Annotated in this window: 19 protein-coding genes; 14 read left to right on the top strand and 5 right to left on the bottom strand. The window is 63.2% G+C overall.

The genetic code is table 11. The features are described from left to right. Positions 1-2: 2 nt before the first annotated feature. From KZJ38_RS18655 to KZJ38_RS36935, 3 genes are all read left to right on the top strand, one after another. Positions 3-179, top strand: a complete 177-nt coding sequence (locus tag KZJ38_RS18655) for a hypothetical protein (protein WP_219797652.1) — start codon at positions 3-5, stop codon at positions 177-179. Between the two features lie 222 nt (positions 180-401). Further along, positions 402-671 carry a GNAT family N-acetyltransferase gene (locus KZJ38_RS37175; protein ID WP_425518369.1) on the top strand — a complete coding sequence of 90 codons (270 nt, stop codon included), beginning with the start codon at positions 402-404 and terminating at the stop codon, positions 669-671. After that, the gene (locus tag KZJ38_RS36935; protein ID WP_219797650.1) at positions 562-936 is read left to right on the top strand and encodes a Rid family hydrolase; all 375 of its coding nucleotides are present in this window, start codon (positions 562-564) and stop codon (positions 934-936) included. Before KZJ38_RS37175 ends, KZJ38_RS36935 begins: the two co-directional genes overlap by 110 nt. A gap of 158 nt (positions 937-1,094) precedes the next feature. On the opposite strand, the gene KZJ38_RS18640 is transcribed toward KZJ38_RS36935, so the two are convergent. Then, positions 1,095-2,486, bottom strand: a complete 1,392-nt coding sequence (locus KZJ38_RS18640) for an aminotransferase-like domain-containing protein (RefSeq protein ID WP_219797649.1) — start codon at positions 2,484-2,486, stop codon at positions 1,095-1,097. A gap of 55 nt (positions 2,487-2,541) precedes the next feature. Then, a complete protein-coding gene (locus tag KZJ38_RS18635) occupies positions 2,542-2,856 on the bottom strand; it encodes a hypothetical protein (protein ID WP_219797648.1) in 315 nt (104 codons plus the stop codon). Positions 2,857-2,890: 34 nt separating this feature from the next. On the opposite strand from KZJ38_RS18635, the gene KZJ38_RS18630 reads away from it, so the two are divergent. The 10 genes from KZJ38_RS18630 to scpA are packed head-to-tail and all read left to right on the top strand — an operon-like array spanning position 2,891 to position 12,913. Beyond that, positions 2,891-3,373, top strand: a complete 483-nt coding sequence (locus tag KZJ38_RS18630; protein WP_219797647.1) for an MSMEG_0572/Sll0783 family nitrogen starvation response protein — start codon at positions 2,891-2,893, stop codon at positions 3,371-3,373. A 17-nt stretch (positions 3,374-3,390) separates the two neighbouring features. After that, positions 3,391-4,476, top strand: a complete 1,086-nt coding sequence (locus KZJ38_RS18625) for a Nit6803 family nitrilase (protein ID WP_219797646.1) — start codon at positions 3,391-3,393, stop codon at positions 4,474-4,476. Next, a complete protein-coding gene (locus KZJ38_RS18620; RefSeq protein ID WP_219797645.1) occupies positions 4,445-5,581 on the top strand; it encodes an MSMEG_0568 family radical SAM protein in 1,137 nt (378 codons plus the stop codon). The genes KZJ38_RS18625 and KZJ38_RS18620 overlap by 32 nt, the downstream gene beginning before the upstream one ends. A gap of 3 nt (positions 5,582-5,584) precedes the next feature. After that, positions 5,585-6,154 carry an MSMEG_0567/Sll0786 family nitrogen starvation N-acetyltransferase gene (locus KZJ38_RS18615; RefSeq protein ID WP_219797644.1) on the top strand — a complete coding sequence of 190 codons (570 nt, stop codon included), beginning with the start codon at positions 5,585-5,587 and terminating at the stop codon, positions 6,152-6,154. Beyond that, positions 6,151-7,176 carry a sll0787 family AIR synthase-like protein gene (locus KZJ38_RS18610; RefSeq protein ID WP_219797643.1) on the top strand — a complete coding sequence of 342 codons (1,026 nt, stop codon included), beginning with the start codon at positions 6,151-6,153 and terminating at the stop codon, positions 7,174-7,176. The genes KZJ38_RS18615 and KZJ38_RS18610 overlap by 4 nt, the downstream gene beginning before the upstream one ends. Beyond that, positions 7,173-8,354: an MSMEG_0565 family glycosyltransferase gene (locus tag KZJ38_RS18605; RefSeq protein WP_219797642.1), complete on the top strand. Its 1,182-nt coding sequence runs from the start codon at positions 7,173-7,175 to the stop codon at positions 8,352-8,354. Before KZJ38_RS18610 ends, KZJ38_RS18605 begins: the two co-directional genes overlap by 4 nt. Positions 8,355-8,377: 23 nt before the next feature. After that, positions 8,378-8,662, top strand: coding sequence for an MSMEG_0570 family nitrogen starvation response protein (locus KZJ38_RS18600; protein ID WP_219797641.1), 285 nt, complete (start codon positions 8,378-8,380; stop codon positions 8,660-8,662). 14 nt (positions 8,663-8,676) lie between these two features. Beyond that, on the top strand, positions 8,677-9,975 hold the full coding sequence (locus KZJ38_RS18595) for an MSMEG_0569 family flavin-dependent oxidoreductase (protein WP_219797640.1): 1,299 nt from the start codon (positions 8,677-8,679) through the stop codon (positions 9,973-9,975). After that, positions 9,972-10,793 (top strand): Pnap_2097 family protein, encoded by an 822-nt coding sequence (locus KZJ38_RS18590; protein ID WP_425518258.1) that lies wholly within the window; start codon positions 9,972-9,974, stop codon positions 10,791-10,793. Before KZJ38_RS18595 ends, KZJ38_RS18590 begins: the two co-directional genes overlap by 4 nt. Further along, entirely contained in the window at positions 10,790-12,913 is a 2,124-nt protein-coding gene (gene scpA / locus KZJ38_RS18585) for a methylmalonyl-CoA mutase (RefSeq protein ID WP_219797639.1), read from the top strand. The genes KZJ38_RS18590 and scpA overlap by 4 nt, the downstream gene beginning before the upstream one ends. Positions 12,914-13,398: 485 nt before the next feature. Here scpA and KZJ38_RS18580 read toward each other — a convergent pair whose 3' ends face one another. Both KZJ38_RS18580 and KZJ38_RS18575 read right to left on the bottom strand, forming a co-directional pair. Next, the gene (locus tag KZJ38_RS18580; protein ID WP_219797638.1) at positions 13,399-15,021 is read right to left on the bottom strand and encodes an NAD(P)/FAD-dependent oxidoreductase; all 1,623 of its coding nucleotides are present in this window, start codon (positions 15,019-15,021) and stop codon (positions 13,399-13,401) included. 736 nt (positions 15,022-15,757) lie between these two features. Next, positions 15,758-16,921 carry a YncE family protein gene (locus tag KZJ38_RS18575; RefSeq protein ID WP_246641544.1) on the bottom strand — a complete coding sequence of 388 codons (1,164 nt, stop codon included), beginning with the start codon at positions 16,919-16,921 and terminating at the stop codon, positions 15,758-15,760. Positions 16,922-17,475: 554 nt separating this feature from the next. On the opposite strand from KZJ38_RS18575, the gene KZJ38_RS18570 reads away from it, so the two are divergent. Next, positions 17,476-18,267, top strand: a complete 792-nt coding sequence (locus KZJ38_RS18570) for an SDR family NAD(P)-dependent oxidoreductase (RefSeq protein ID WP_219797637.1) — start codon at positions 17,476-17,478, stop codon at positions 18,265-18,267. Positions 18,268-18,329: 62 nt separating this feature from the next. Here the strand turns inward: KZJ38_RS18570 and KZJ38_RS18565 are convergent, their stop codons facing one another. Further along, positions 18,330-19,697 (bottom strand): DUF2252 domain-containing protein, encoded by a 1,368-nt coding sequence (locus KZJ38_RS18565; RefSeq protein ID WP_246641543.1) that lies wholly within the window; start codon positions 19,695-19,697, stop codon positions 18,330-18,332. Between the last annotated feature and the right edge of the window lie 17 nt (positions 19,698-19,714).

Genomic DNA, 19,714 nt, shown 5'->3' with positions numbered 1-19,714 from the left:
CGTTGGAGCCGAAGATCAACCTGAACATCCTGGCATCGTCTTTGCCGATGCCGAATAGCTCGTGCGGATCTGACGAAGCCTGGGCGCTGTCGATATTTGCCATTGATGTAACTCTGCTGTTTGCGCATCACCCGTTTCACCAACAAGATATGCGCGCCCCTGCCACTCCCGATGAGTGACCTTGGGCTCATGAGGAGCAAAACACGTCGATCACGCTACGTATTCCAGTTCGACTGTGCGACGCTGAAGTGCTTGAAGCATCGAAAGCAATTTGACGACAACGGGTGTGTCACACCGTCCCAGATCCATACCCTTGAGCCGGTCGCACGCTTTCGGCTCCTGGCTTGCGAGATTGGCAATCAGGTTCGTGGGACGTGCTGGTCTGTCTTTGTGCGGACGCGATGTATGCTCGACAGCCCTTCGCAGTCGTGGAAAATCTCACCGTTCAGAAGGGATGGAGGGGAAATGGCATCGGGCATGCGTTGCGGCCGGAGGCTGAAAGGTTTTGCAAAGAATCGGATTGCTCGAAGATGATCCTCCTTAGCTCGACGCATTGCATTCATGCGCACCGTTTCTTTGAGCAGGCCGGATTCCGTGCTGGCAGAAAGCGCGGCTTGGTCAAATATTGCAGCCAGAGTTCCTCATGGCTATTTGAAGTCTATCGTCACTGATCGGCCAATCGAAGACATTCGGTCGGATGCGACGGATGGCCGCTTTAGAGATGCGGCAGGCTGTACGTTTGAGGACGTTGTCGAGATGACGACTTACCACGTACAAATGAGCGTACACATGTCGGTCTTCCGCGAGGTGAAGAACCGCGTTTTTCCGCGTGGAAAGTGTGCTTGGACTGCGATCGGGGTATCGGAGCTTGCACATCCCGGCTTACTAGCCGAAATCAAGTGCGTGGCGATACAACGAAGCGCTGCTAAGTTGTAACCAGCCGCTGTAGTTATGTGGTTACGAGCGGAGCGACGTGGGGCACGGCCAACGGCAGTCAATGACGTGCTTTTTTCGACCGACGTTGAAAACGCCAGTACGAGTTTTGTATTGCGTCGGCAGCAGGGTCCGGGTGTGGTTGAGGATTTTCAGTCAGATCACATCATCGGAATACGCAGATGATGCGGATTGCTGAGCGTTTCGGCGACGCGTTTCAGCGCCTCGCGGCAGTCGTCGCGATCTTGAGGGCCGCCGAGACACACGCGAATCGCATTGGGCGGATTGCCGTCGGTCGAAAACGCCGCGCCCGCCACCGTGCCCACGCCCTGGTTGCGCAGTTGCAGCGCAAGCTCCGGCGCGCTCCAGTTGCAGTACGAAGGAATGCCGAGCCACAGATGAAAGCCGTCGCTCTGCGCATCATAGCGCCACTCGTCGAGCTCTTCCGCCGCGATGTCTTGACGCGCATTCGCTTCGCCGCGGATCGCCGATAGCATTTCGTGCGCGGTGCCGTCGTTGACCCACTGCGTCGCGAGCATCACCGTGAAGGGACTGGGCATCACGGTGGTTGCGCGTAATGCACCCGACACGCGCTGTGCCTGCCGCGCATTCGGCGCACGGAGATAGGCGACACGTAGCCCCGCTCCGAACGTCTTCGAGAATCCGGTCACGTAGTAGGTCAGATCCGGTGCAAGCGTTGCCAGTGCGATCGGCTTGCGTGCCGGCAGCCAGCCGTATGCATCGTCTTCGACGATCGGCACGCTGTAGCGCAATGCGACGTCCGCGAGCGCTTCGCGCCGCTGCGTTGACAGCGTCAACGTGCTCGGATTCTGCAAGGTCGGATTGCAATAGAACGCACCGGGCTTTTCACTCTTGCAGAGCGCTTCGAACGCGTGCGGCAACGGTCCTTCGTCGTCGCGCGGCAGCGGTTGCAGGCGCACGCCCAGTTGCGACGCAATCGCCTTGATGCCCGGATAGGCGAGCGTATCGAGGCAGATCGTTTCGCCGGGCCGCGCGAGTTGCGACACGAGCGCCACCAGCGCGCTATGAATGCCCGGGCAGACGAGCACCGTGTCTTCCGTGCAATCGGGCAGCCTGTCCTTGAGCCACGTGCGCCCCGCAGCGCGGTCATCCGGCGTGCCGCCAAAATCCTGATAGCGCAGCAGCCGGTACGGATCGGCCTGCGCAAAAAGCCGGGATGCCGAATCGCGCAGGCGCGCAACCAGTTCAGGCGGCTCAGGCGGCATGTTCATCGACATCTCGACGCTGCTGCCGCCCGCAAGCGGCAAGGTCTGCGTGCGGCCTCGCACGAACGTGCCGCTGCCCGCGCGTGCATCGAGCAGCCCCCGCTTGCGCGCCTCCGCATAGGCGCGCGCGATCGTCGTGTAGTTCAGCTGCAGCGCGCACGCCAGATCGCGCAGCCCTGGCAGACGGTCGCGCGGGCGCAAACGCCCGCTCGCGAGGTCTTCCTCGATCAGATCCGGAATCACGAGATAGGCGGGCTTACGGCTTTCAGTCAGCCGCTTCAGCCAGTGATGCGTGAGACTGTCCACGATATGCATTCCTTAACGGGTCGCGCAACGGTCGCTAAAAAGTAACACGACGTCCTCACCGGAAAACAATTTTCTTTGAACCACCGCGCGTCCTGATTGCATTGATCGCATCAGTGCACGTCCGCGGGATGTCGCGCACCACGGGCACGCACAGCGCGACTCGCCGCTGCGCTGAGACGGTGCGCGCGCAATCGGTGCAATCAGCCGCACAGCCCCATCCAGCAAGCGTCGCGAAGAAATTTTCGGGTCGTTCGAACGTTTCGGCGCTGATTGATCGGCAATTGATTGCATGAACCGCGCCGGAAATTGGCATAGCCGTTGCGTAATGAAGCGCGCCGGCCCGCACATTCATGCGGACCGATTCATTCATTCGATTCCTCACGCGATTTACTGGAGAGCGCGCCATGCCTGCCGTCACGCAACCGTTGCATCAGAAAGGCGATTATCTGGTCGACTATGAAGAGAAGGTTTTTCCCGACGTCAAAGCCGAACCCGGTGAAAAGGCGCTCGTCACGTTTCATACGGTCGCATTCGAAGGCTCGATCGGTTTCGTCAACCTGCTGCAAGCCACGCGTCTGCAGCGCAAGGGCTTCGATACATCGGTGCTGCTCTACGGCCCGGGCGTCACGCTCGGTCTGCAGCGCGGCTTTCCGACACTCGGCGACGAAGCGTTTCCCGGCCATCTGAACTTCAACAAGCAACTGATGAAGTTCATGGAAGAAGGCGGCAAGGTCTATGCGTGCCGTTTCGCCTTGCAGGCGCTGTACGGCCACGGCGAAGCGTCGCTGATCGAAGGCATCCGCCCGATCAACCCGCTCGACGTGCTCGATCTCCAGCTGCTGCATCGCAAGGAAGACGCACTGATCATCCATACGTGGACCGTCTAACCAAGCCGGGTACCTTCATGTCCGACCAGCGAATCATTCGTGCGGCGGCGGTGCAGATCGCGCCCGAGTTGGAGCGGCCCGGCGGCACGCTCGACAAGGTGTGCGACGCGCTCGACGAAGCCGCGGCGAAAGGCGTGCAGCTCGCCGTCTTTCCCGAGACGTTCGTGCCGTACTACCCGTACTTTTCGTTCGTGCGTCCACCGGTTGCGTCGGGCGCCGATCACATGCGCCTGTACGAGCTCGCGGTGGCGGTGCCGGGCCCTGTCACGCAGGCAGTCGCGGAACGCGCGCGGCGCCACCGCATGGTCGTCGTGCTCGGCGTGAACGAGCGCGATTACGGCAGTCTGTACAACACGCAGCTCGTGTTCGACACGGACGGCCGCCTCGCGCTCAAGCGCCGCAAGCTCACGCCGACGTTTCACGAGCGGATGATCTGGGGCCAGGGCGACGCGGCCGGCCTGAAGGTGGTGCAGACCGACTATGCGCGCGTCGGGGCGCTAGCGTGCTGGGAGCACTACAACCCGCTCGCGCGCTATGCGCTGATGACCCAGCACGAGGAAATCCACTGCAGCCAGTTCCCCGGTTCGCTTGTCGGGCCGATTTTCGCCGAGCAGATCGATGTGACGATCCGCCACCATGCGCTCGAATCTGGCTGCTTCGTCGTCAATTCGACGGGATGGCTAAGCGACGCGCAGATCGAATCGGTGACGGCCGATCCGAAGCTGCAAAAAGCGCTGCGCGGCGGCTGCCATACGGCGATCGTGTCGCCCGAAGGCCAGCATCTAGCGGAGCCGCTGCGCGAGGGCGAAGGCATGGTGATCGCGGACCTCGATATGGCGCTGATCACCAAGCGCAAACGGATGATGGATTCGGTCGGCCACTACGCGCGGCCCGAATTGCTGAGCCTCGCCATCAACGACCGCCCGGCGGTGACCTCGATGCCGATGGCTGCCGCCGCCGCATTTGAGCCCGCGCGTGAACCGGCATTTGAACCCGCATCGGATCCGATGCAACCCGCCGCATCCGCCGAGCCGCTAACCGCGACTACCGATCCCACATCAGGAGGCCGGCATGAACGCCAGCACGAACCTGTCGCCGGTTGATGCGCACGCCGGTGAGCAGCGCATGATGGACCTGCGCACCGAACTGCAATCAACCGGCCTGCGGCTCATCGACCCACACGCGGGCGCCGCGAGCCGTCGCGGCGGCGCGGGTCCGTCCGATCACAAGGCGGTGATCGTCGACGGCGTGACGATCATGGTGCCGGTCCATACGAGTTCCGCGTGGGATTCGCCGTTTGTCGCCGGCGCGCCGGACGCGTCCGGTGCGAGCACGCTGATGCGCGGCACGATTCCGATCGCGACCGTCAGCTTTGCGCAAGCGCCGCGTTTCACGCGGCTGCAAACGCTCGACGGCGTGCCCTACTCGCACATCGCGACGCTGCACGGCGCCGACGTGCTCGCAACGACGGTACTGCAAACCTGTATTCGCTACGAAAGTCGCAAGAAAAGCTGCAAGTTCTGCGCGATCGGCCAGTCGCTTGCGGCAGGCCGCACGATTGCGCGCAAGACACCGGAGCAGCTTGCCGAAGTCGCACGCGCCGCGGTGCTGCTCGATGGCGTCAAACATATGGTGCTGACCACCGGGACACCGCCGACGCCCGATCGCGGCGCGCAGATTCTCTGCGAAAGCGCCTTTGCGATCAAGGCGGCGGTCGACCTGCCGATCCAGGCGCAATGCGAGCCGCCCGACGACGACCGCTGGTTCGAGCGGATGAAGGCAAGCGGCATCGACACGCTCGGCATGCATCTCGAAGCAGTTACGCCGGCGGTTCGCGAACGCATCATGCCCGGCAAGGCGAGCGTGCCGGTGTCGCGCTACATGGAAGCGTTCCGCGCCGCCGTCGCGGTGTTCGGCCGCGGCCAGGTCAGCACGTATATTCTCGCGGGCCTCGGCGACAGCGCGGACGCAATTTTGTCGATGTCGCGCGAACTGATCGCACTCGGCGTCTATCCGTTCGTCGTGCCGTTCGTGCCGATCAGCGGCACGCCGCTCGAAGATCACCCCGCACCGACTCCGGAATTCATGAAGTCGATCCTCGCGCCGCTCGGTGCGATGCTGGGCGCCGCGCGGATGCGTTCCACCGATATCAAGGCCGGTTGCGGCAAATGCGGCGCGTGTTCGTCGCTTGCATCGTACGAGGCCTGAGCCATGTATTGCGACACTTTCGATCTGGCCGACGCCGCGCCGCCGCTCGAATTCACGCCGGCCGAATATCGCATCAAGTGGGCGACGCTGCCGTGGGAAAGCGACGGCGCGTATGCGCTGCGGCGCGCCGTGTTCTGCATCGAGCAGGGCATTTTCGTCGGCGACGATCGCGATGAAATCGACGGTCACGCAAAGCTGCTCGTCGCGCTGAGCTGCGTCGCCGGCATGCCCGAGCAGGTAGTCGGCACCGTGCGGATTCACGAGACCGCGCCGCGCGAGTGGCTCGGCTCGCGCCTCGCGGTCCATGCGGCGTTCCGTTCGCACGGACGGCTCGGTTCGACGCTGATCCGGCTCGCCGTTTGCAGCGCACATGCACTCGGCTGCGACACGTTTCTTGCGCATGTGCAAGGTCAGAACGTGCCATTGTTCCGGCGCCTGCATTGGCAAACGGTCGCCGAAGAGACGCTATTCGGCCGGCGTCATCATCGGATGCAGGCGGACCTCGCCTGGTATCCGCCGTGCCACACCCCCGAAAGCGGGTTCGTCACGTCCGGAGCGCGGGGGCGTTCATGAGCCTCGACGCGCTGGTGCAACGACTGCGCGAGAGCCGCGGCTTTCGCCACAAGACCGATATCGCCGAGGTGGTCGCGTCACTGTCCGAGCGCTTGCCGGGCGGCGTCGCCGCGCTCGGCCAGGCGGTGGCGGTCGGCGACGATTGCGCGGCCATCACGGATCGCGACGGTTATCTGCTGTTTGCCATCGAAGGGCTCGTCAGCGATTTCGTCGAAGCGATGCCGTGGTTCGCCGGCTATAGCAGCGTGATGGTCAACGTCAGCGATATCTACGCGATGGGCGGACGGCCGCTCGCCGTCGTCGATGCGCTCTGGAGCGACGGCTCCGCGCGAGCGCGCGACATGCTCGCGGGCATCGCCGCCGCCTCGTCCGCGTACGGCGTGCCGGTGGTCGGCGGCCACAGCAATACGCGTAGCGCGCAACCGCAGCTCGCGGTATCGATCATCGGGCGCGCGTGCCGGCTGCTGTCGAGCTTCAATGCGCGCGCGGGCGATCGCCTCGTGATGGCGGTCGACCTGCGCGGCCGCTTCGAAGATCCGTATCCGTTCTGGAACGCGTCGGTCGGCGCGCCGGCCGAGCGCTTGCGGGCCGACCTCGAACTGCTGCCGATGCTCGCCGAAAGCGGCCTGTGCGACGCCGCCAAAGACATCAGCATGGCCGGCGCGCTGGGCACCTCGCTGATGCTGCTCGAATGCTCGGGCGTCGGCGCGCGGATCGATCTCGATGCGATCCCGTGCCCTGACGGCGTCGATTTCGAGCGCTGGCTCAGCGCGTTTCCGAGCTTCGGCTTCGTGCTGTCGGTGCGCAAGCCGCAGGTCGAGACGGTGCTCGCGCGGTTTCGCGAGCGCGGTCTTGCCTGCGCGGCAATCGGCACCGTCGACGCCTCGCACGAAGTGGTCGTCACGCAGAACGATCACGCGGCGCTGCTGTGGAATTTCGCGAACAGTCCGTTTATCGGCGCGCCTTCGAACCAGGCCGCAAACGCACCAGCGGCCGACGCGCCGCACAAGGAGCCGGCATGAACGACACGCCTTTGCGTATTGCCCTGTTCACGCATTCGGTGAACCCGCGCGGTGGAGTCGTGCATACGCTCGAACTCGGCCGCGCGCTGGTCGACGAAGGGCACGACGTGACGATTTTCGCGCCGACCGAGAACGGTGCGCCGATGTTTCGTCCGTCACCTTGCCGGCTAGTGCTGGCGAACGTCGCATCGCGCGCGGTCGATACGGCATCGATGGTGCAAACGCGTATCGACGCGCTGAAAAGCGCCTTGAAAGTCACGCTGCGCGCGCAGGAGCCGGCCGGCTTCGACGTGCTACACGCACAGGACAGCATCAGCGGCAACGCGCTCGCCGAACTGCGCGCCGAAGGCGCAATTCGCGGCTTCGTGCGCACCGTTCATCATCTCGACGCTTTTCGCGACCCACGCCTTGCGCAATGGCAGCGCCGCGCGTATGCCGATGCGGACGCCGTGTTCTGCGTGAGCGAAGTGTGGACGCAGATGATGAAAACGCGCTTCGGCGTCGAAGCAGTCACGGTAAGCAACGGCGTCGACGTGCAGCGTTTTCGCGCGGCGCGCGAACTGGACGATGTGATGCTGCCCGCGGAACTCGGCGTGCGCGGCGACCCGGTCGTGCTGGCGGTCGGCGGGATCGAGGAACGCAAGAACACGCTGCAATTGCTCGAAGCGTTTGCGCTGCTGAGAAAGACGCGGCGCGATGCGCAGCTCGTCATTGCCGGCGGCGCGAGTCTGCTCGACCACGACGCGTACACGCGCCGCTTCGCCGCGCGCGCGGCCGAACTGGGTCTGCCGATCGGCCTCGGCGAAGCGGTCGTCGTCACCGGCGCGCTCGACGACGATGCGATTCCGGCACTGATGCGACGCGCCGATGCGGTCGCGATGGTATCGCTGCGCGAAGGCTTCGGCCTCGTCGTGCTTGAAGCCCTGTCATCGGGCGTGCCCGTCGTCGTATCGCAGATCGCGCCGTTCACCGAGTATCTGAACGAACGCGTCTGCTACTGGGCGCAGCCGCACGACGCGCACAGCATCGCCGCGGCCCTGCAGCAGGCATTCGACGATCGTCGCGACATCGATTTCACCGATGCGGTGTCCGCCCTGCTGCAACGCTTCAGCTGGCGGGCGAGCGCGCTGCGCCATCTCGCGCTGTATCGCGATTGCATGCAGCCGGCCCCGGTCTGAATTCCAATCTAGAGGAGAACCTGATGCCAGTCATGCATTTCCGGGTCCAGTGGCCCAATGGCGAAGAGGTCAACTGTTACTCGCCGTCGACGGTGGTCGCCGACTTCTTCGTCCCCGGCCAGCGCTATCCGCTTGCCGATTTTGTGTCGCGCGCCCGCGAGGCGCTGCATATCGGCTCCGAGCGCGTGCGCGAAAAGTACGGCTTCGCCTGTTCGGCCGCGCTCGACCAGCTCGCGCAGATCGAACAGCATGCGGACCGCTTCGCCGCCGACCCGGCTGCCGAAGTGAAAGTGATCGAACTCTCGTGAATGGGGCAAGCATCATGTCGAACATATCGTTGGCGACGCCATCCCAAGGCGACGTGCCGCATCGCACGGTGATCGTGGTCGGCGGCGGACAGGCTGGACTATCGATCAGCTACTACCTGAAGGCGGCGGGCATCGATCATCTGGTGATCGAAAAAGCGACGCTCGCGCACTCGTGGCGCACGCAGCGCTGGGACACGTTCTGTCTCGTCACGCCGAACTGGCAGTGCGCGCTGCCCGGTCATCCGTATCGCGGCGACGATCCGCACGGCTTCATGAAGAAGGACGAGATCGTCGCGTATCTCGACGGTTTCATCGCGAAGCTCGATGCACCGGTGCTCGAGCAGACCGAAGTGAAACGGGTCAAGCGGCAGGCCGACGGACGTTTCGCGGTTGCGACGTCGAACGGCGATTGGACTGCCGATCACGTGGTGGTGGCGTCGGGCGGTTACCACACGCCGATCGTGCCGCGTATGGCCGAGCGGCTGCCGGCGGACATCGCGCAATGGCAATCGTCGGCTTACCGCAACCCGCAAAGCCTGCGCGACGGCGCGGTGCTGGTGGTCGGCTCGGGCCAGTCCGGCGCGCAGATCGCGGAGGATTTGCACCTCGCGGGCCGCAAGGTCTATCTCGCGGTCGGCGAGGCGCCGCGCTGCGCGCGCTTCTATCGCGGCCGCGACGTGGTCGACTGGCTCGCCGACATGCGCTATTACGATATGCCGGTCGAACAGCATCCGCTGCGCGAAGGCGTGCGCGACAACACCAATCACTACGTGACCGGCCGCGACGGCGGCCGCGATATCGACCTGCGGCGTTTCGCGCAGGAAGGCATGGAGCTGTATGGCCGGCTCGACGATCTGCGCGACGGTTGTCTGCAATTCGCGCCGAATCTGACCGCGAACCTCGACAGCGCCGACGACACGTACAACCGGATCAACGCGAGCATCGACGCGTTCATCGACAGGCAACGCATCGACGCGCCGCCGGGCGAACCGTATCAGCCCGCGTGGCGGCCGCGGCACGAGCGCACGTCGCTCGATCTTGCAACGAGCGGCATCACATCGGTGATCTGGTGCATCGGCTTTACACCGGACTTCAGCTGGCTCGACGCGCCGGTGTTCAACGGGCGCGGCTACCCGGCGCATACGCGCGGGATCACGCCGCAAGCGGGGCTGTACTTCATCGGCTTGCCATGGCTGCATACGTGGGGCTCCGGACGCTTCTCGGGCATTGCCTGCGACGCCGAGCACGTGGTCGATGCGATTCGCGCGTCCGCGACGGCTTCGCAGACGACGTCCGCGAGCCTCGCCGCATGATGCCGCCCGACCGCTATCGGGCCGGCATGCCGCAGTTGACGTACACAGGCCTGTCGGAAAACTGGCTGCTCAAGGAGTGCGGGCATCGGCATTGGGAAGCGCTCGCGGTGCATGCGGGCCGCGCGACGCACGACTTCGGCGACGACGGCGGACACCGCTCGTACGCGGCCTTTACCGCGATCCGGTTGCAGGCGTTCGGCTTCGATTCGTTATGCGAGAACGACGAGTTCGAGATCGGCAGCACCTTGCATCGGACCGGCGCGGTGCGGCATGTGAGCACGCATCGTGTGCAACGCGGCGGCGCGCCGCTTGCACAGGTATCGATGTCGTCGACGTTCGTCACGCGCGGCGGCGCGCGCGGCAACCGCTCTGTGGCGCGTGCGGCGCTATCGGCGCTGGCGGGCGACGTAAGCCCGGTGCCCGACGAAGCCGTGCCGATGATCGAACTCGGCAAGCGCATGCGCGCGGGCGACGCGGCGCTCGTCAAAGCGTTACCGGCCACCGGTTGCGCGCCCGCCGAGTTCCTGCCGTGTCCGAACAGCGACTTCAACGGTGCGGATTTTCTGTATTTCGCGAACTTCCAGTCTTTCGTCGATCGTGCCGAGTGGCAGCGCCATCGCTTCCCTGAGCCGCCGGTCGTCGCAAGCCGCGCGCTGTATTACTACGGCAACGTCGACCTCGGCGACGCGCTGACCGTGCATGTGATCGGCGAGCGCACCGGCGAGCGCGGCATCGCGCACTGGAGCGAAGTGCGCCGCACGAGCGATGGCCGCAAGATCGCCGACGTCATGACCGAAAAACACTGGAGGCGGCGATGAAGCGACCGTTCGAGCGCAGGCGTCGCCACACCGTTTCGCTCAAGCCGCTTTACACGCGCGCGGACACCGAAGGTCTCGCCCATCTGGACAGTCTGCCCGGCGAAGCGCCGTTCGTGCGCGGGCCCTATACGTCGATGTACACCGGCCGGCGCTGGACGATCCGCCAGTACGCGGGCTATGCGCAAGCGGCCGACACCAACCTCGCGTTTCGCACTGCGCTAGCCGAGGGAGCGCAGGGCCTGTCGGTCGCGTTCGATCTGCCGACGCAGCGCGGCTACGACTCCGACGATCCCCAGGTGGCAGCGGATGTCGGCGTGACCGGCGTCGCGATCGACACCGTCGAGGACATGGCGCGGCTCTTCGCCGATATCGCGCTCGAACGCACCTCGGTCTCGATGACGATGAACGGCGCGGTGCTGCCCGTGCTGGCCGCATTCATCGTCGTTGCGGAAGAGCGCGGCGTGGCGGCGGCGCAGTTGACCGGCACGATCCAGAACGACATTCTCAAGGAGTTCATCACACGCAATACGTGCATCTTCGCGCCCGAACCGTCGTTGCGCATCGCGGCGGACGTCGTCGAGTATCTGGCGAGCCATGCGCCGCGCTTTCATGCGTTATCGGTGTCGGGCTATCACTTTCAGGAAGCGGGCGCCGACCCGGTGCTCGAACTCGCGCTGACGATGGCCGATGCGCGCGCGTATGTGCTCACGCTCGTCGAGCGCGGCATGGGCGCGGACGACGTATGCGAGCACATCAGCTTTTTCTTCGGCGTCGGCACCGATTTCTATGCGGAGATCGCCAAACTGCGCGCGGCGCGGCTCGTCTGGTCGACGCTTGCCGCACAATGCGGCGCGCGTTCCGCCCGCGCGCGTGCGCTGCGCATGCACTGCCAGACGTCGGGCTGGTCGCTGACCGCGCAAAAGCCGCTGAACAATGTCGTGCGCACCACCGTCGAAGCGCTCGCCGCGGTGTTCGGCGGAACCCAGTCGCTGCACACAAATGCCTACGATGAAGCGTTGGCCCTGCCCTGCGCGGCGTCCGCGCGGGTCGCGCGCGACACGCAACTGGTGCTGCAGCACGAAACCGGCATTTGCGATGTGATCGATCCGTGGGCCGGCTCGTACATGATGGAATCGCTGACCGCCGATATCGCCGCGCGCGTGCACGCGTTGCTCGGCGAGATCGACGGCCAGGGCGGCATAGTCGGCGCAATCCGCTCGGGATGGGTGCGCGAGCGCCTCGACCGATGTGCGCTCGAGGTGCAGGCGCAGATCGAAAGCGGCGAGCGCGCGATCGTCGGCGTGAACGGCTACCGTCAGGAAGACGATGTGCCGGACGAGAGTGGCGCTGCGCGCGGGCCGGGTCTCGGTGCGGCGCAAGTCGCACGGCACCAGGCGCGCCGGATAGCCGGCGTGAAAGCGAAACGGGACGCCGGGCGCGTCGGCGCCGCGCTTCGTGCGCTCGAACAGGCGGCGCGCGACGGCGCCGGCAATCTGCTCGCGTTGACCATCGAATGCATGCGCGCGCGAGCGACGGTCGGCGAATGCACGCGCGCGCTCGAAGCCGTATGGCCGCGGCATACGGTGGCGCTGCAGGTCGGCGCCGGTGCCTATCACGATGCGCTATCGGACGACCCCGCATGGCGCGCCGCATGCGATGCGGTCGCGCGCGTGGGCGCGGCGTTCGGCCGGCGGCCGCGCGTGTTGATGACCAAGCTCGGCCAGGACGGCCATGACCGTGGCGCACGCGTGGTCGCCGCCGCGCTGACCGACGCGGGCTTCGATGTCGTCGCGAGCCCGCTGTTCGCGCCGGCGGCCGACGTCTGCTCGCAGGCGATCGCGGCCCAGGCGGACGTGATCGGCGTGTCGTCGCTCTCCGGCGCGCACGGCGCATTGGTGCTCGAGTTGCTCGAGCAATTGCGCATACGCGGCGCCGCAATGCCCGTCGTGGTCGGCGGAAACCTCGATGGCGAGAGCACGCGTATATTGCAGGCCGCCGGCGTCGCGGCGTGCTTTCCGGTCGGTAGCAGCGTGAGCGATATCGTTTCAGGTCTTGCGCGAATCAGCGGGCATCTCGATCCCGCTCGATTACATGATGTAGGGACGGCGTCCCTCCCTTGAAAACAGGCGTCCGCTCGCGACGTGACCCGCGCTGACCACGAAAATCAAGAATCTCTGGCTCGGTAACGATCGGGCCAAGAGCAGACGATTCGCATAGCAGGCTGGCTCGTTGACAATCATCGCCTCAAGAGGCTACCTGGGTGGATCTGGGACGGCGAGTTTAGCGGAGCGATCGGCTTTCGCTGGCAGGTCGGAGCTGCCGTATATGGGCCACTCTGCGCCACCTGCGGAAAGCCACTTCGAACACAAACCGCGAGCTTTTGTGCAGGATGTGGCGCGAATCGCGAAGTTTGAATTTGCTGCGCATGTGTTGATGTTCAGGGTCGCGTGCGTCCCGTCGCCGACTCGATACGTTTAAACTTCCTTTGCACGCCGCATTAGACGTTAGTCGGCCATCAACATCCTTGGCTAAGCATTCGTGCTGACATTCAAATATCAGCGTCACTCAATCAACGGACCTCGCCGCGCCGATCCTGTCCGGCCCATCACGACGCATGCCCCGCCGTCAGTTTGAGTGCCAACGCTTGCGCGACTTCGATGCCGTCAATGGCAGCCGAATAGATACCGCCCGCATACCCCGCGCCTTCGCCGGCCGGATACAGACCGTCGACGTTGATGCTTTGGTAATCGTCTCTACGTCGAATCCGGACCGGTGACGAAGTGCGCGTCTCCACGCCGGTGAGCACTGCGTCGTGCATCGCGAAGCCCGCGATCCTCTTGTCGATCTGGGGTAGTGCTTCACGAATGGCTTCGATCACGTAGTCCGGGAGCGCGCTGCGGAGATCGGTCGGGCGCACGCCCGGCTTGAACGACGGCACCACGGAGCCAAGCGACGTGGATGGCCGGCCGGCGATAAAATCGCCGACCAGTTGACCCGGCGCGCGATAATCGCCGCCGCCGAGTTCGAATGCGCGCTCTTCCCATTTGCGCTGGAACGCGACACCCGCCAGCGGACCGCCGGGATAGTCTTCCGGGGTGATGCCGACGACGATGCCCGCATTCGCGTTGCGCTCGGCTCGGGAATACTGGCTCATGCCATTGGTGACCACGCGGCCCGGCTCGGAGGTCGCCGCAACCACCGTGCCTCCAGGACACATGCAAAAGCTGTAAACCGACCGCCCATTACGGCAGTGATGGACCACCTTGTAGTCGGCCGCGCCGAGCTGTTTGTGGCCCGCAAACTTGCCGAAGCGGCTGCGATCGATAAGCCCCTGCGGATGTTCGATGCGAAATCCCAGCGAGAACGGCTTGGCTTCCATATAAACGCCGCGATCGTGCAGCATCTGGAAAGTGTCGCGCGCGCTGTGACCCACGGCCAGCACCACGTGATCGCACCGCAGCGCCTCGCCATTCGAGAGCTTGAGCGAACGCACCTTGCCCTGATCGATTTCGATGTCGTCGGCCCTGGTTTGGAAGCGCACTTCACCCCCCAGCGCCTGGATGGTCGCGCGCATTTTTTCGACCATGCTGACGAGACGGAACGTGCCGATGTGTGGTCGGCTCAGATACAGGATGTTTTCCGGCGCACCTGCCTTGACGAATTCGTCCAGCACCTTGCGGCCATAGTGATTCGGATCCTTGATCTGGCTGTACAGCTTGCCATCGGAAAACGTTCCGGCTCCGCCTTCGCCGAACTGCACATTGGATTCAGGGTTGAGCACGGCCTTGCGCCACAGGCCGAAAGTGTCTTTGGTGCGCTCGCGCACGGCTTTGCCACGTTCGATGATGATGGGTTGGAATCCCATCTGCGCGAGGATAAGTCCTGCGAACAGGCCGCACGGCCCCATGCCGATTACCACCGGACGGAGGGCGACCGTGTGTGCCGCGGCCTTCGCGACAAAGCGGTATGTCATGTCCGGCGTCAACCCGCAATGCGGCTTGCCGGCGAGCCGCGTGCGCACGGTCGCTTCGTCCTTGACTTCGACATCGACGATATAGGTCAGCCTGATGTCGGAGCGCTTGCGTGCATCGTGCGCTCGGCGGAACACGGTGTAGCGGACAAGCCCGTTTGCCGTCACGCCGAGATCCGCGAGGCGCGCGCGAATCGCGGTTTCGAGATCGCTTGGGGCATGGTCGAGGGGAAGTTTGACTTCGCTTAGACGTAACATGAGTCCCGGTAGACGGTCACTTCGGGTCACGCCGGGTCACTTCGGAATCGTGGAGGTGCTCATGCCGACGAGCATAAGCGCCTCAACATAAACACCGCGCAAAAATGCGGCTGCCGGGGAGAAAAGGATCGTAGCGACGTCTAGGCGCGCACGTCCACCGGCGTGACTGCATCGGGAGATTGCCAGGGCAATGGGGCGTTCGCCTTGGAGTATTCGTGGCTTAGTTGGGGGATCGTGCAGCTATGTCCTCGCCAGAACTGGGAGCGGAGGCTGGCGCAATCGCTTCTCTCGCCTCTGTCGCGCTTGGCGCGATCGTTGTCGGCGTGGCCGGCGTGAACAAGGTGCTAACAAGAAATCCCGACGATGTGAGAAAAATCGCGGCTAGCAATACAAACATGGCATTCCCCTTGCCCGGTGCTGCTGGCCGACCGCAGCACCGCTAGAAGACGATTTCAAGCCCTTGCCACTCAGTGTCGACTTGCTCTCGTGCTCGTAGCAGGTCTGGTCCGCTAAGCCTTCTGCTTCTGCTAGCTCGCATGTGAGTCGGAACACGCTCCGCACGTGTGACAACATGCGAGGCATGGACAAGATGTGCTCGCAACGTTTAACCGAGCCATAGCACTCTATGACAGGACTGGCCCATCGGAAAGGTTAGCAACCGCATCGTCCATCCCCGCTTCAAGCAGACCACGATCATGCGCTGCGCGGTGCCGCGCCTTACGCATGATCGCTGCGTCTAGCGCACAGTGAAGACAGAAATCCCACCGTTAGGAAATGCGCCGCTGCCCGCCTGGAATGGCACATAGACCTGTCCCGACGGTCCGTCGACTGCTACGGAGTGCGCACCGGTTCCGACCGCGATCTGCGCGACGATCGAGCGGCTGGTCCCGTCGATCACTGCCATTTGCGGTGTGAAACCGGAGGCCGCCGCGATGCCGTTTGCGGTCCAGTGTCGCGCGGGCAGGAAGTAGCGGTTCGACGTCGGATCGTAGGTAATCTGATCGACGCCGCCGAACGGCAGCTTCGCGAGCACCGTGCCGTTGGTGCGATCGAGGATCAGCGTGATCAACGGGCTGCCCGCTGCCGGATCGCAACCGACCATCACGTCCTTGTTCGGACCGAGCGCGATGCCGGCCGGCGCGCAGTTGCCGAGCGGAAAGGCCTGCGTGACGGCCGGGTGCCCGCTTAGCACGGAGCTAGCCGGAATCACGTCGAGTTCACCGTTCGGATTGGCGGTGGTACCGTCATTGTTGATCAGGAAGCTCTGCGTGCCCGCGTCGTATTCGCAGGCCTCGAGTCCCGACGAGCCTGGAAAGGAGAGCTGCGTGACGACCGTCTGCGTGTCCGTGCTGATGAAGCTGATAAAGGGCGGCGAATCACCGGGATTAGCCATCAGCACCAGATGGTCCGTCGGGTCGAAGCAGCCTTCGTCCACGCGGTTGCCGGAAGCGGTGAGGGGGATCGTTTTGGTCAGTGTTTGCGCGGTCGTGTCGAGAATTTTGACCGCGTTCACGTCGCCGACGTACAACGTGCTCGTGCCGGGCAATCCGACGAGGCCGTCAGGACCCGAGTTTTCGGTGGAAGCGCCGATGCCTGTGAAGTTGCCCGGAATCTGCGCGATCAGCTGGTTACTGCTCGTGTCCACCACGTCGACGGCCTTGTTGTTGCGGTCGGCCAGAAAGTAGCGGCCGTGATCCGCAAAGCTGATATCGAAGCTGAAAGCGGGACTGGCCGCGTTGGGCACCGCAATGTTGGTGATCAGGTGTGGGCCACTCGACGTTGCAGTGGGCGTCGGATTGCTGGTGTTGTTGCTATCCGAGCCGCCACATGCCGTCACCAGACAAGCCGCGATTGAGCAAACGGCAACAAGCAGAACCTGCCGGGGGATTCGTCTCTTCATTTTTGTCTCCAAAGTCTTCTCCAACCATCGATCAATTCGATGGCGAATGGCGTCCCATCAATACGTATTGCGGCGCAATACGCATTCCGGAATTACCGAATTTCCAATCGATCAATGTGTTTATTTCATCAAGATTTCCTCGTGGGTGGAGAGTAATAAGATGTCTGCATGAATCACCGTTTCGTCAGGCGTGCACATACCGCCGCTTGTCGATTGCGACTGACTGGTTGAGAGGTGGAAAGCCCTGCGAGACTGCGATCGCTGGGGGTTCTGACCGCGAGTGCCTATTGCCGACTGAACAATGCAGGAGGTTCGCTTAACGGGTACTTAAGAATTTTTGAGGTAGTAAATTAAGCGAATTAGATTTGAAAGGCGTGAGTGGAATTGAATAGCAGATTACTTGTGCTGCAGATATCTTGTAGATGAGCATATCCGCAGAATCACCCGTCGCCGAAGGTTTGCGCAAACCCACCGGCGTTTTGAGGCCCGAGGTAGCGCAGATGGATGGCGCCTACAATACGGACGATGTCAGCCCCTTGGAGTGGAGACAAACAATGGATCTGAACTTGCGTGGGAAAGTGGCAGTGCTGACGGGCGCAAGCGTCGGCATCGGATTGGCGGTCGCGGAAGGCTTCGCCGCCGAGGGCGTGAATCTTGTGCTGGCCGCGCGGCAACGCGAACGGCTCGAACAGGTCGCGGCGGATATCGCACAGCGCCACGGCGTGCGTGTCGTTCCGGTTGCATGCGATGTCGCGACGATCGACGGCGTCGACGCGTTGGTCGCCGCGGCGAACCAGCACTTCAACGGCGCCGATATCCTGTTCAACAATGCGGGCACCGGCAGTAACGAAACGATCATGGAAGCGCCCGACGAAAAGTGGCAGGCGTATTGGGACCTGCATGTGATGGCGGCGGTGCGGCTCGCACGTGGGCTCGTGCCGTCGATGAAGCGGAGAGGCGGTGGAGCGATCCTGCATAACGCGTCGATTTGCGCGGCGCAGCCGCTCGGCTACGAGCCGATCTACAACGTCACTAAAGCCGCGCTGATGATGTTCTCGAAGAACCTCGCAAACGAGGTGGTGAAAGACAATATCCGCGTGAATACGATCAATCCGGGCCTCGTTCTAACGCCGGATTGGGTGAAGACCGCGAAAGCGCTAACGCAAAATACGGGCGGCGATTGGGAAGGGCACCTGCAACAGGTGGCCGACGAGTTCGCGCCGATCCGGCGCTTTGCAACGCCGGAGGAACTGGCGGACTTCATCGTGTTTCTCTGTTCGGAGCGCGCGAGCTATAGCGTTGGATCGACGTATTTCGTCGACGGTGGGATGTTGCGGACGGTTTAGATTTAGGCATCCACAGACGACGCAAGGCTCATCCCCGGCGCCGTCTGTGTAGCCAGCCGATATCAGTACAACGACGTGCCGGATTGATAAGCGCCGACGAATGACTGCCAGTCCAGGTTGACCTGCGCCGCGTAGCTGAACGCGAACGTCGAGATTTCCGACTCCAGTCCGCTCGTACTCGTGACCGCGTTGGTGACCTGCTTGTCGATGCTGTACTGAACGATCGCGCTGTTGTAGTCCTGATCCGAGATCGCGTGAGCCGACGCGAGCGCTTGTCCCAGATAGGACGCGGCGGTGTTGAGCTTGCCGGCGCTGGTCAGCTGCGTGTAGTCGAAGTCTTCTTCGAACGGTGACTTTTCGTGGAAGTAGAAGTTCATGCCGTTAATAGTCGCATAACCGACTAGCACGTCGGCATTGAGCGTCTGCGCTTTGTTGGTCATGGCGACGCGCGCGGCATCGTTGCCGTCATCGGCTGAAAGCAGCGTCGCTCCATTGCTGCTGGCTTCAGATACTGCGCTGGATGTCTCCTGCTTGATCTCGAGAATCACGTCGTCCGATGTGGACGTAGAGGGTCCTTCGATCAGGACGTAGTAGCGCAGTTTGCCAAGACTGCCGACGCCGGAGCCTAGCTTCTGGTGAATGTCCTTCACCTTGTAATAGCTCGACGAGTATTGCTTGGATGAAGCAATCGAGCTGATGTAACTGCTCATCGAGTTAGCGATGTTGTTATAGGTCGTACTGTTCACCGCGACCAGTGTGTTGGCAATGTTCTGGAAGCTGCGCGCGCCGTTCGTCACCTGCGTGTACTTGTTCAACAGACTGGAACGGCTATCGCCCTTGGAGTCGCCAATGGTGTCCTGCACGACACCGGATGTATTGCCGTTCTTGAGCTGGAAGCTGAGTTCATCGCTACTGCCCATAAAGGTGTTCATTTCCTTCACGTAAGCGGCCACCATCGTATTGATCGCGGTGGTGATATCGCTATCGGCAATATTATTCGCGCGGCCCACGAGCACCATGCTGGTGGCCAGCCGGCGCAGATCCCAAACGTATTGGCCGAGGTAGCCTTCATCGAAATCGTCAACGGAAAACACGTTGTTGCCGCTGCTATCCTGCCAGGCACCGAAGTTGCCGATGTGGGCATCGCCGCCAATCCAGGTCAAGCCTGTCTGCGTCGTCGTGTATTTCGATGCCGGCAGAGTGCGCATGTCCTGATAGAAGATGTGAGCCGTTCCGCGATAGAAAGAGAAAGCGTCGCCCGCCATGGTCGCCATCTTGGTTGCCAGATCCGTGCTGTCCGTTGCCGCAAACGGGTGGTTGTAGTCGTAGATTTGCGTAACGACCCAGCTGGTGCGCGATGTTTGAGCCTGCGCGGCAGAGCCGCCGTACAGCAGCATCGCAGCGGACAGAATGATCGATATTTTTCTCATCGTGGTTTCCCCCTGGC

This window comes from Paraburkholderia edwinii (assembly GCF_019428685.1).
Lineage (GTDB): Bacteria > Pseudomonadota > Gammaproteobacteria > Burkholderiales > Burkholderiaceae > Paraburkholderia > Paraburkholderia edwinii.
The sequence above is the reverse complement of the archived record's forward strand: the minus strand, read 5'-3'. Positions and strand labels throughout refer to the sequence as shown.

What these genes read in the sequence shown, in the direction of transcription:
- KZJ38_RS36935 (WP_219797650.1), top strand. Translation starts at nt 562, where the DNA reads ATGCGCACCGTTTCTTTGAGCAGGCCGGATTCCGTGCTGGCAGAAAGC.
- KZJ38_RS37175 (WP_425518369.1), top strand. Translation starts at nt 402, where the DNA reads ATGTATGCTCGACAGCCCTTCGCAGTCGTGGAAAATCTCACCGTTCAG.
- KZJ38_RS18610 (WP_219797643.1), top strand. Translation starts at nt 6,151, where the DNA reads ATGAGCCTCGACGCGCTGGTGCAACGACTGCGCGAGAGCCGCGGCTTT.
- KZJ38_RS18625 (WP_219797646.1), top strand. Translation starts at nt 3,391, where the DNA reads ATGTCCGACCAGCGAATCATTCGTGCGGCGGCGGTGCAGATCGCGCCC.
- KZJ38_RS18575 (WP_246641544.1), bottom strand. Translation starts at nt 16,921, where the DNA reads ATGAAGAGACGAATCCCCCGGCAGGTTCTGCTTGTTGCCGTTTGCTCA.
- KZJ38_RS18580 (WP_219797638.1), bottom strand. Translation starts at nt 15,021, where the DNA reads ATGTTACGTCTAAGCGAAGTCAAACTTCCCCTCGACCATGCCCCAAGC.
- KZJ38_RS18595 (WP_219797640.1), top strand. Translation starts at nt 8,677, where the DNA reads ATGTCGAACATATCGTTGGCGACGCCATCCCAAGGCGACGTGCCGCAT.
- KZJ38_RS18615 (WP_219797644.1), top strand. Translation starts at nt 5,585, where the DNA reads ATGTATTGCGACACTTTCGATCTGGCCGACGCCGCGCCGCCGCTCGAA.
- KZJ38_RS18635 (WP_219797648.1), bottom strand. Translation starts at nt 2,856, where the DNA reads ATGAATGAATCGGTCCGCATGAATGTGCGGGCCGGCGCGCTTCATTAC.
- scpA (WP_219797639.1), top strand. Translation starts at nt 10,790, where the DNA reads ATGAAGCGACCGTTCGAGCGCAGGCGTCGCCACACCGTTTCGCTCAAG.
- KZJ38_RS18605 (WP_219797642.1), top strand. Translation starts at nt 7,173, where the DNA reads ATGAACGACACGCCTTTGCGTATTGCCCTGTTCACGCATTCGGTGAAC.
- KZJ38_RS18630 (WP_219797647.1), top strand. Translation starts at nt 2,891, where the DNA reads ATGCCTGCCGTCACGCAACCGTTGCATCAGAAAGGCGATTATCTGGTC.
- KZJ38_RS18570 (WP_219797637.1), top strand. Translation starts at nt 17,476, where the DNA reads ATGGATCTGAACTTGCGTGGGAAAGTGGCAGTGCTGACGGGCGCAAGC.
- KZJ38_RS18620 (WP_219797645.1), top strand. Translation starts at nt 4,445, where the DNA reads ATGAACGCCAGCACGAACCTGTCGCCGGTTGATGCGCACGCCGGTGAG.
- KZJ38_RS18590 (WP_425518258.1), top strand. Translation starts at nt 9,972, where the DNA reads ATGATGCCGCCCGACCGCTATCGGGCCGGCATGCCGCAGTTGACGTAC.
- KZJ38_RS18600 (WP_219797641.1), top strand. Translation starts at nt 8,378, where the DNA reads ATGCCAGTCATGCATTTCCGGGTCCAGTGGCCCAATGGCGAAGAGGTC.
- KZJ38_RS18565 (WP_246641543.1), bottom strand. Translation starts at nt 19,697, where the DNA reads ATGAGAAAAATATCGATCATTCTGTCCGCTGCGATGCTGCTGTACGGC.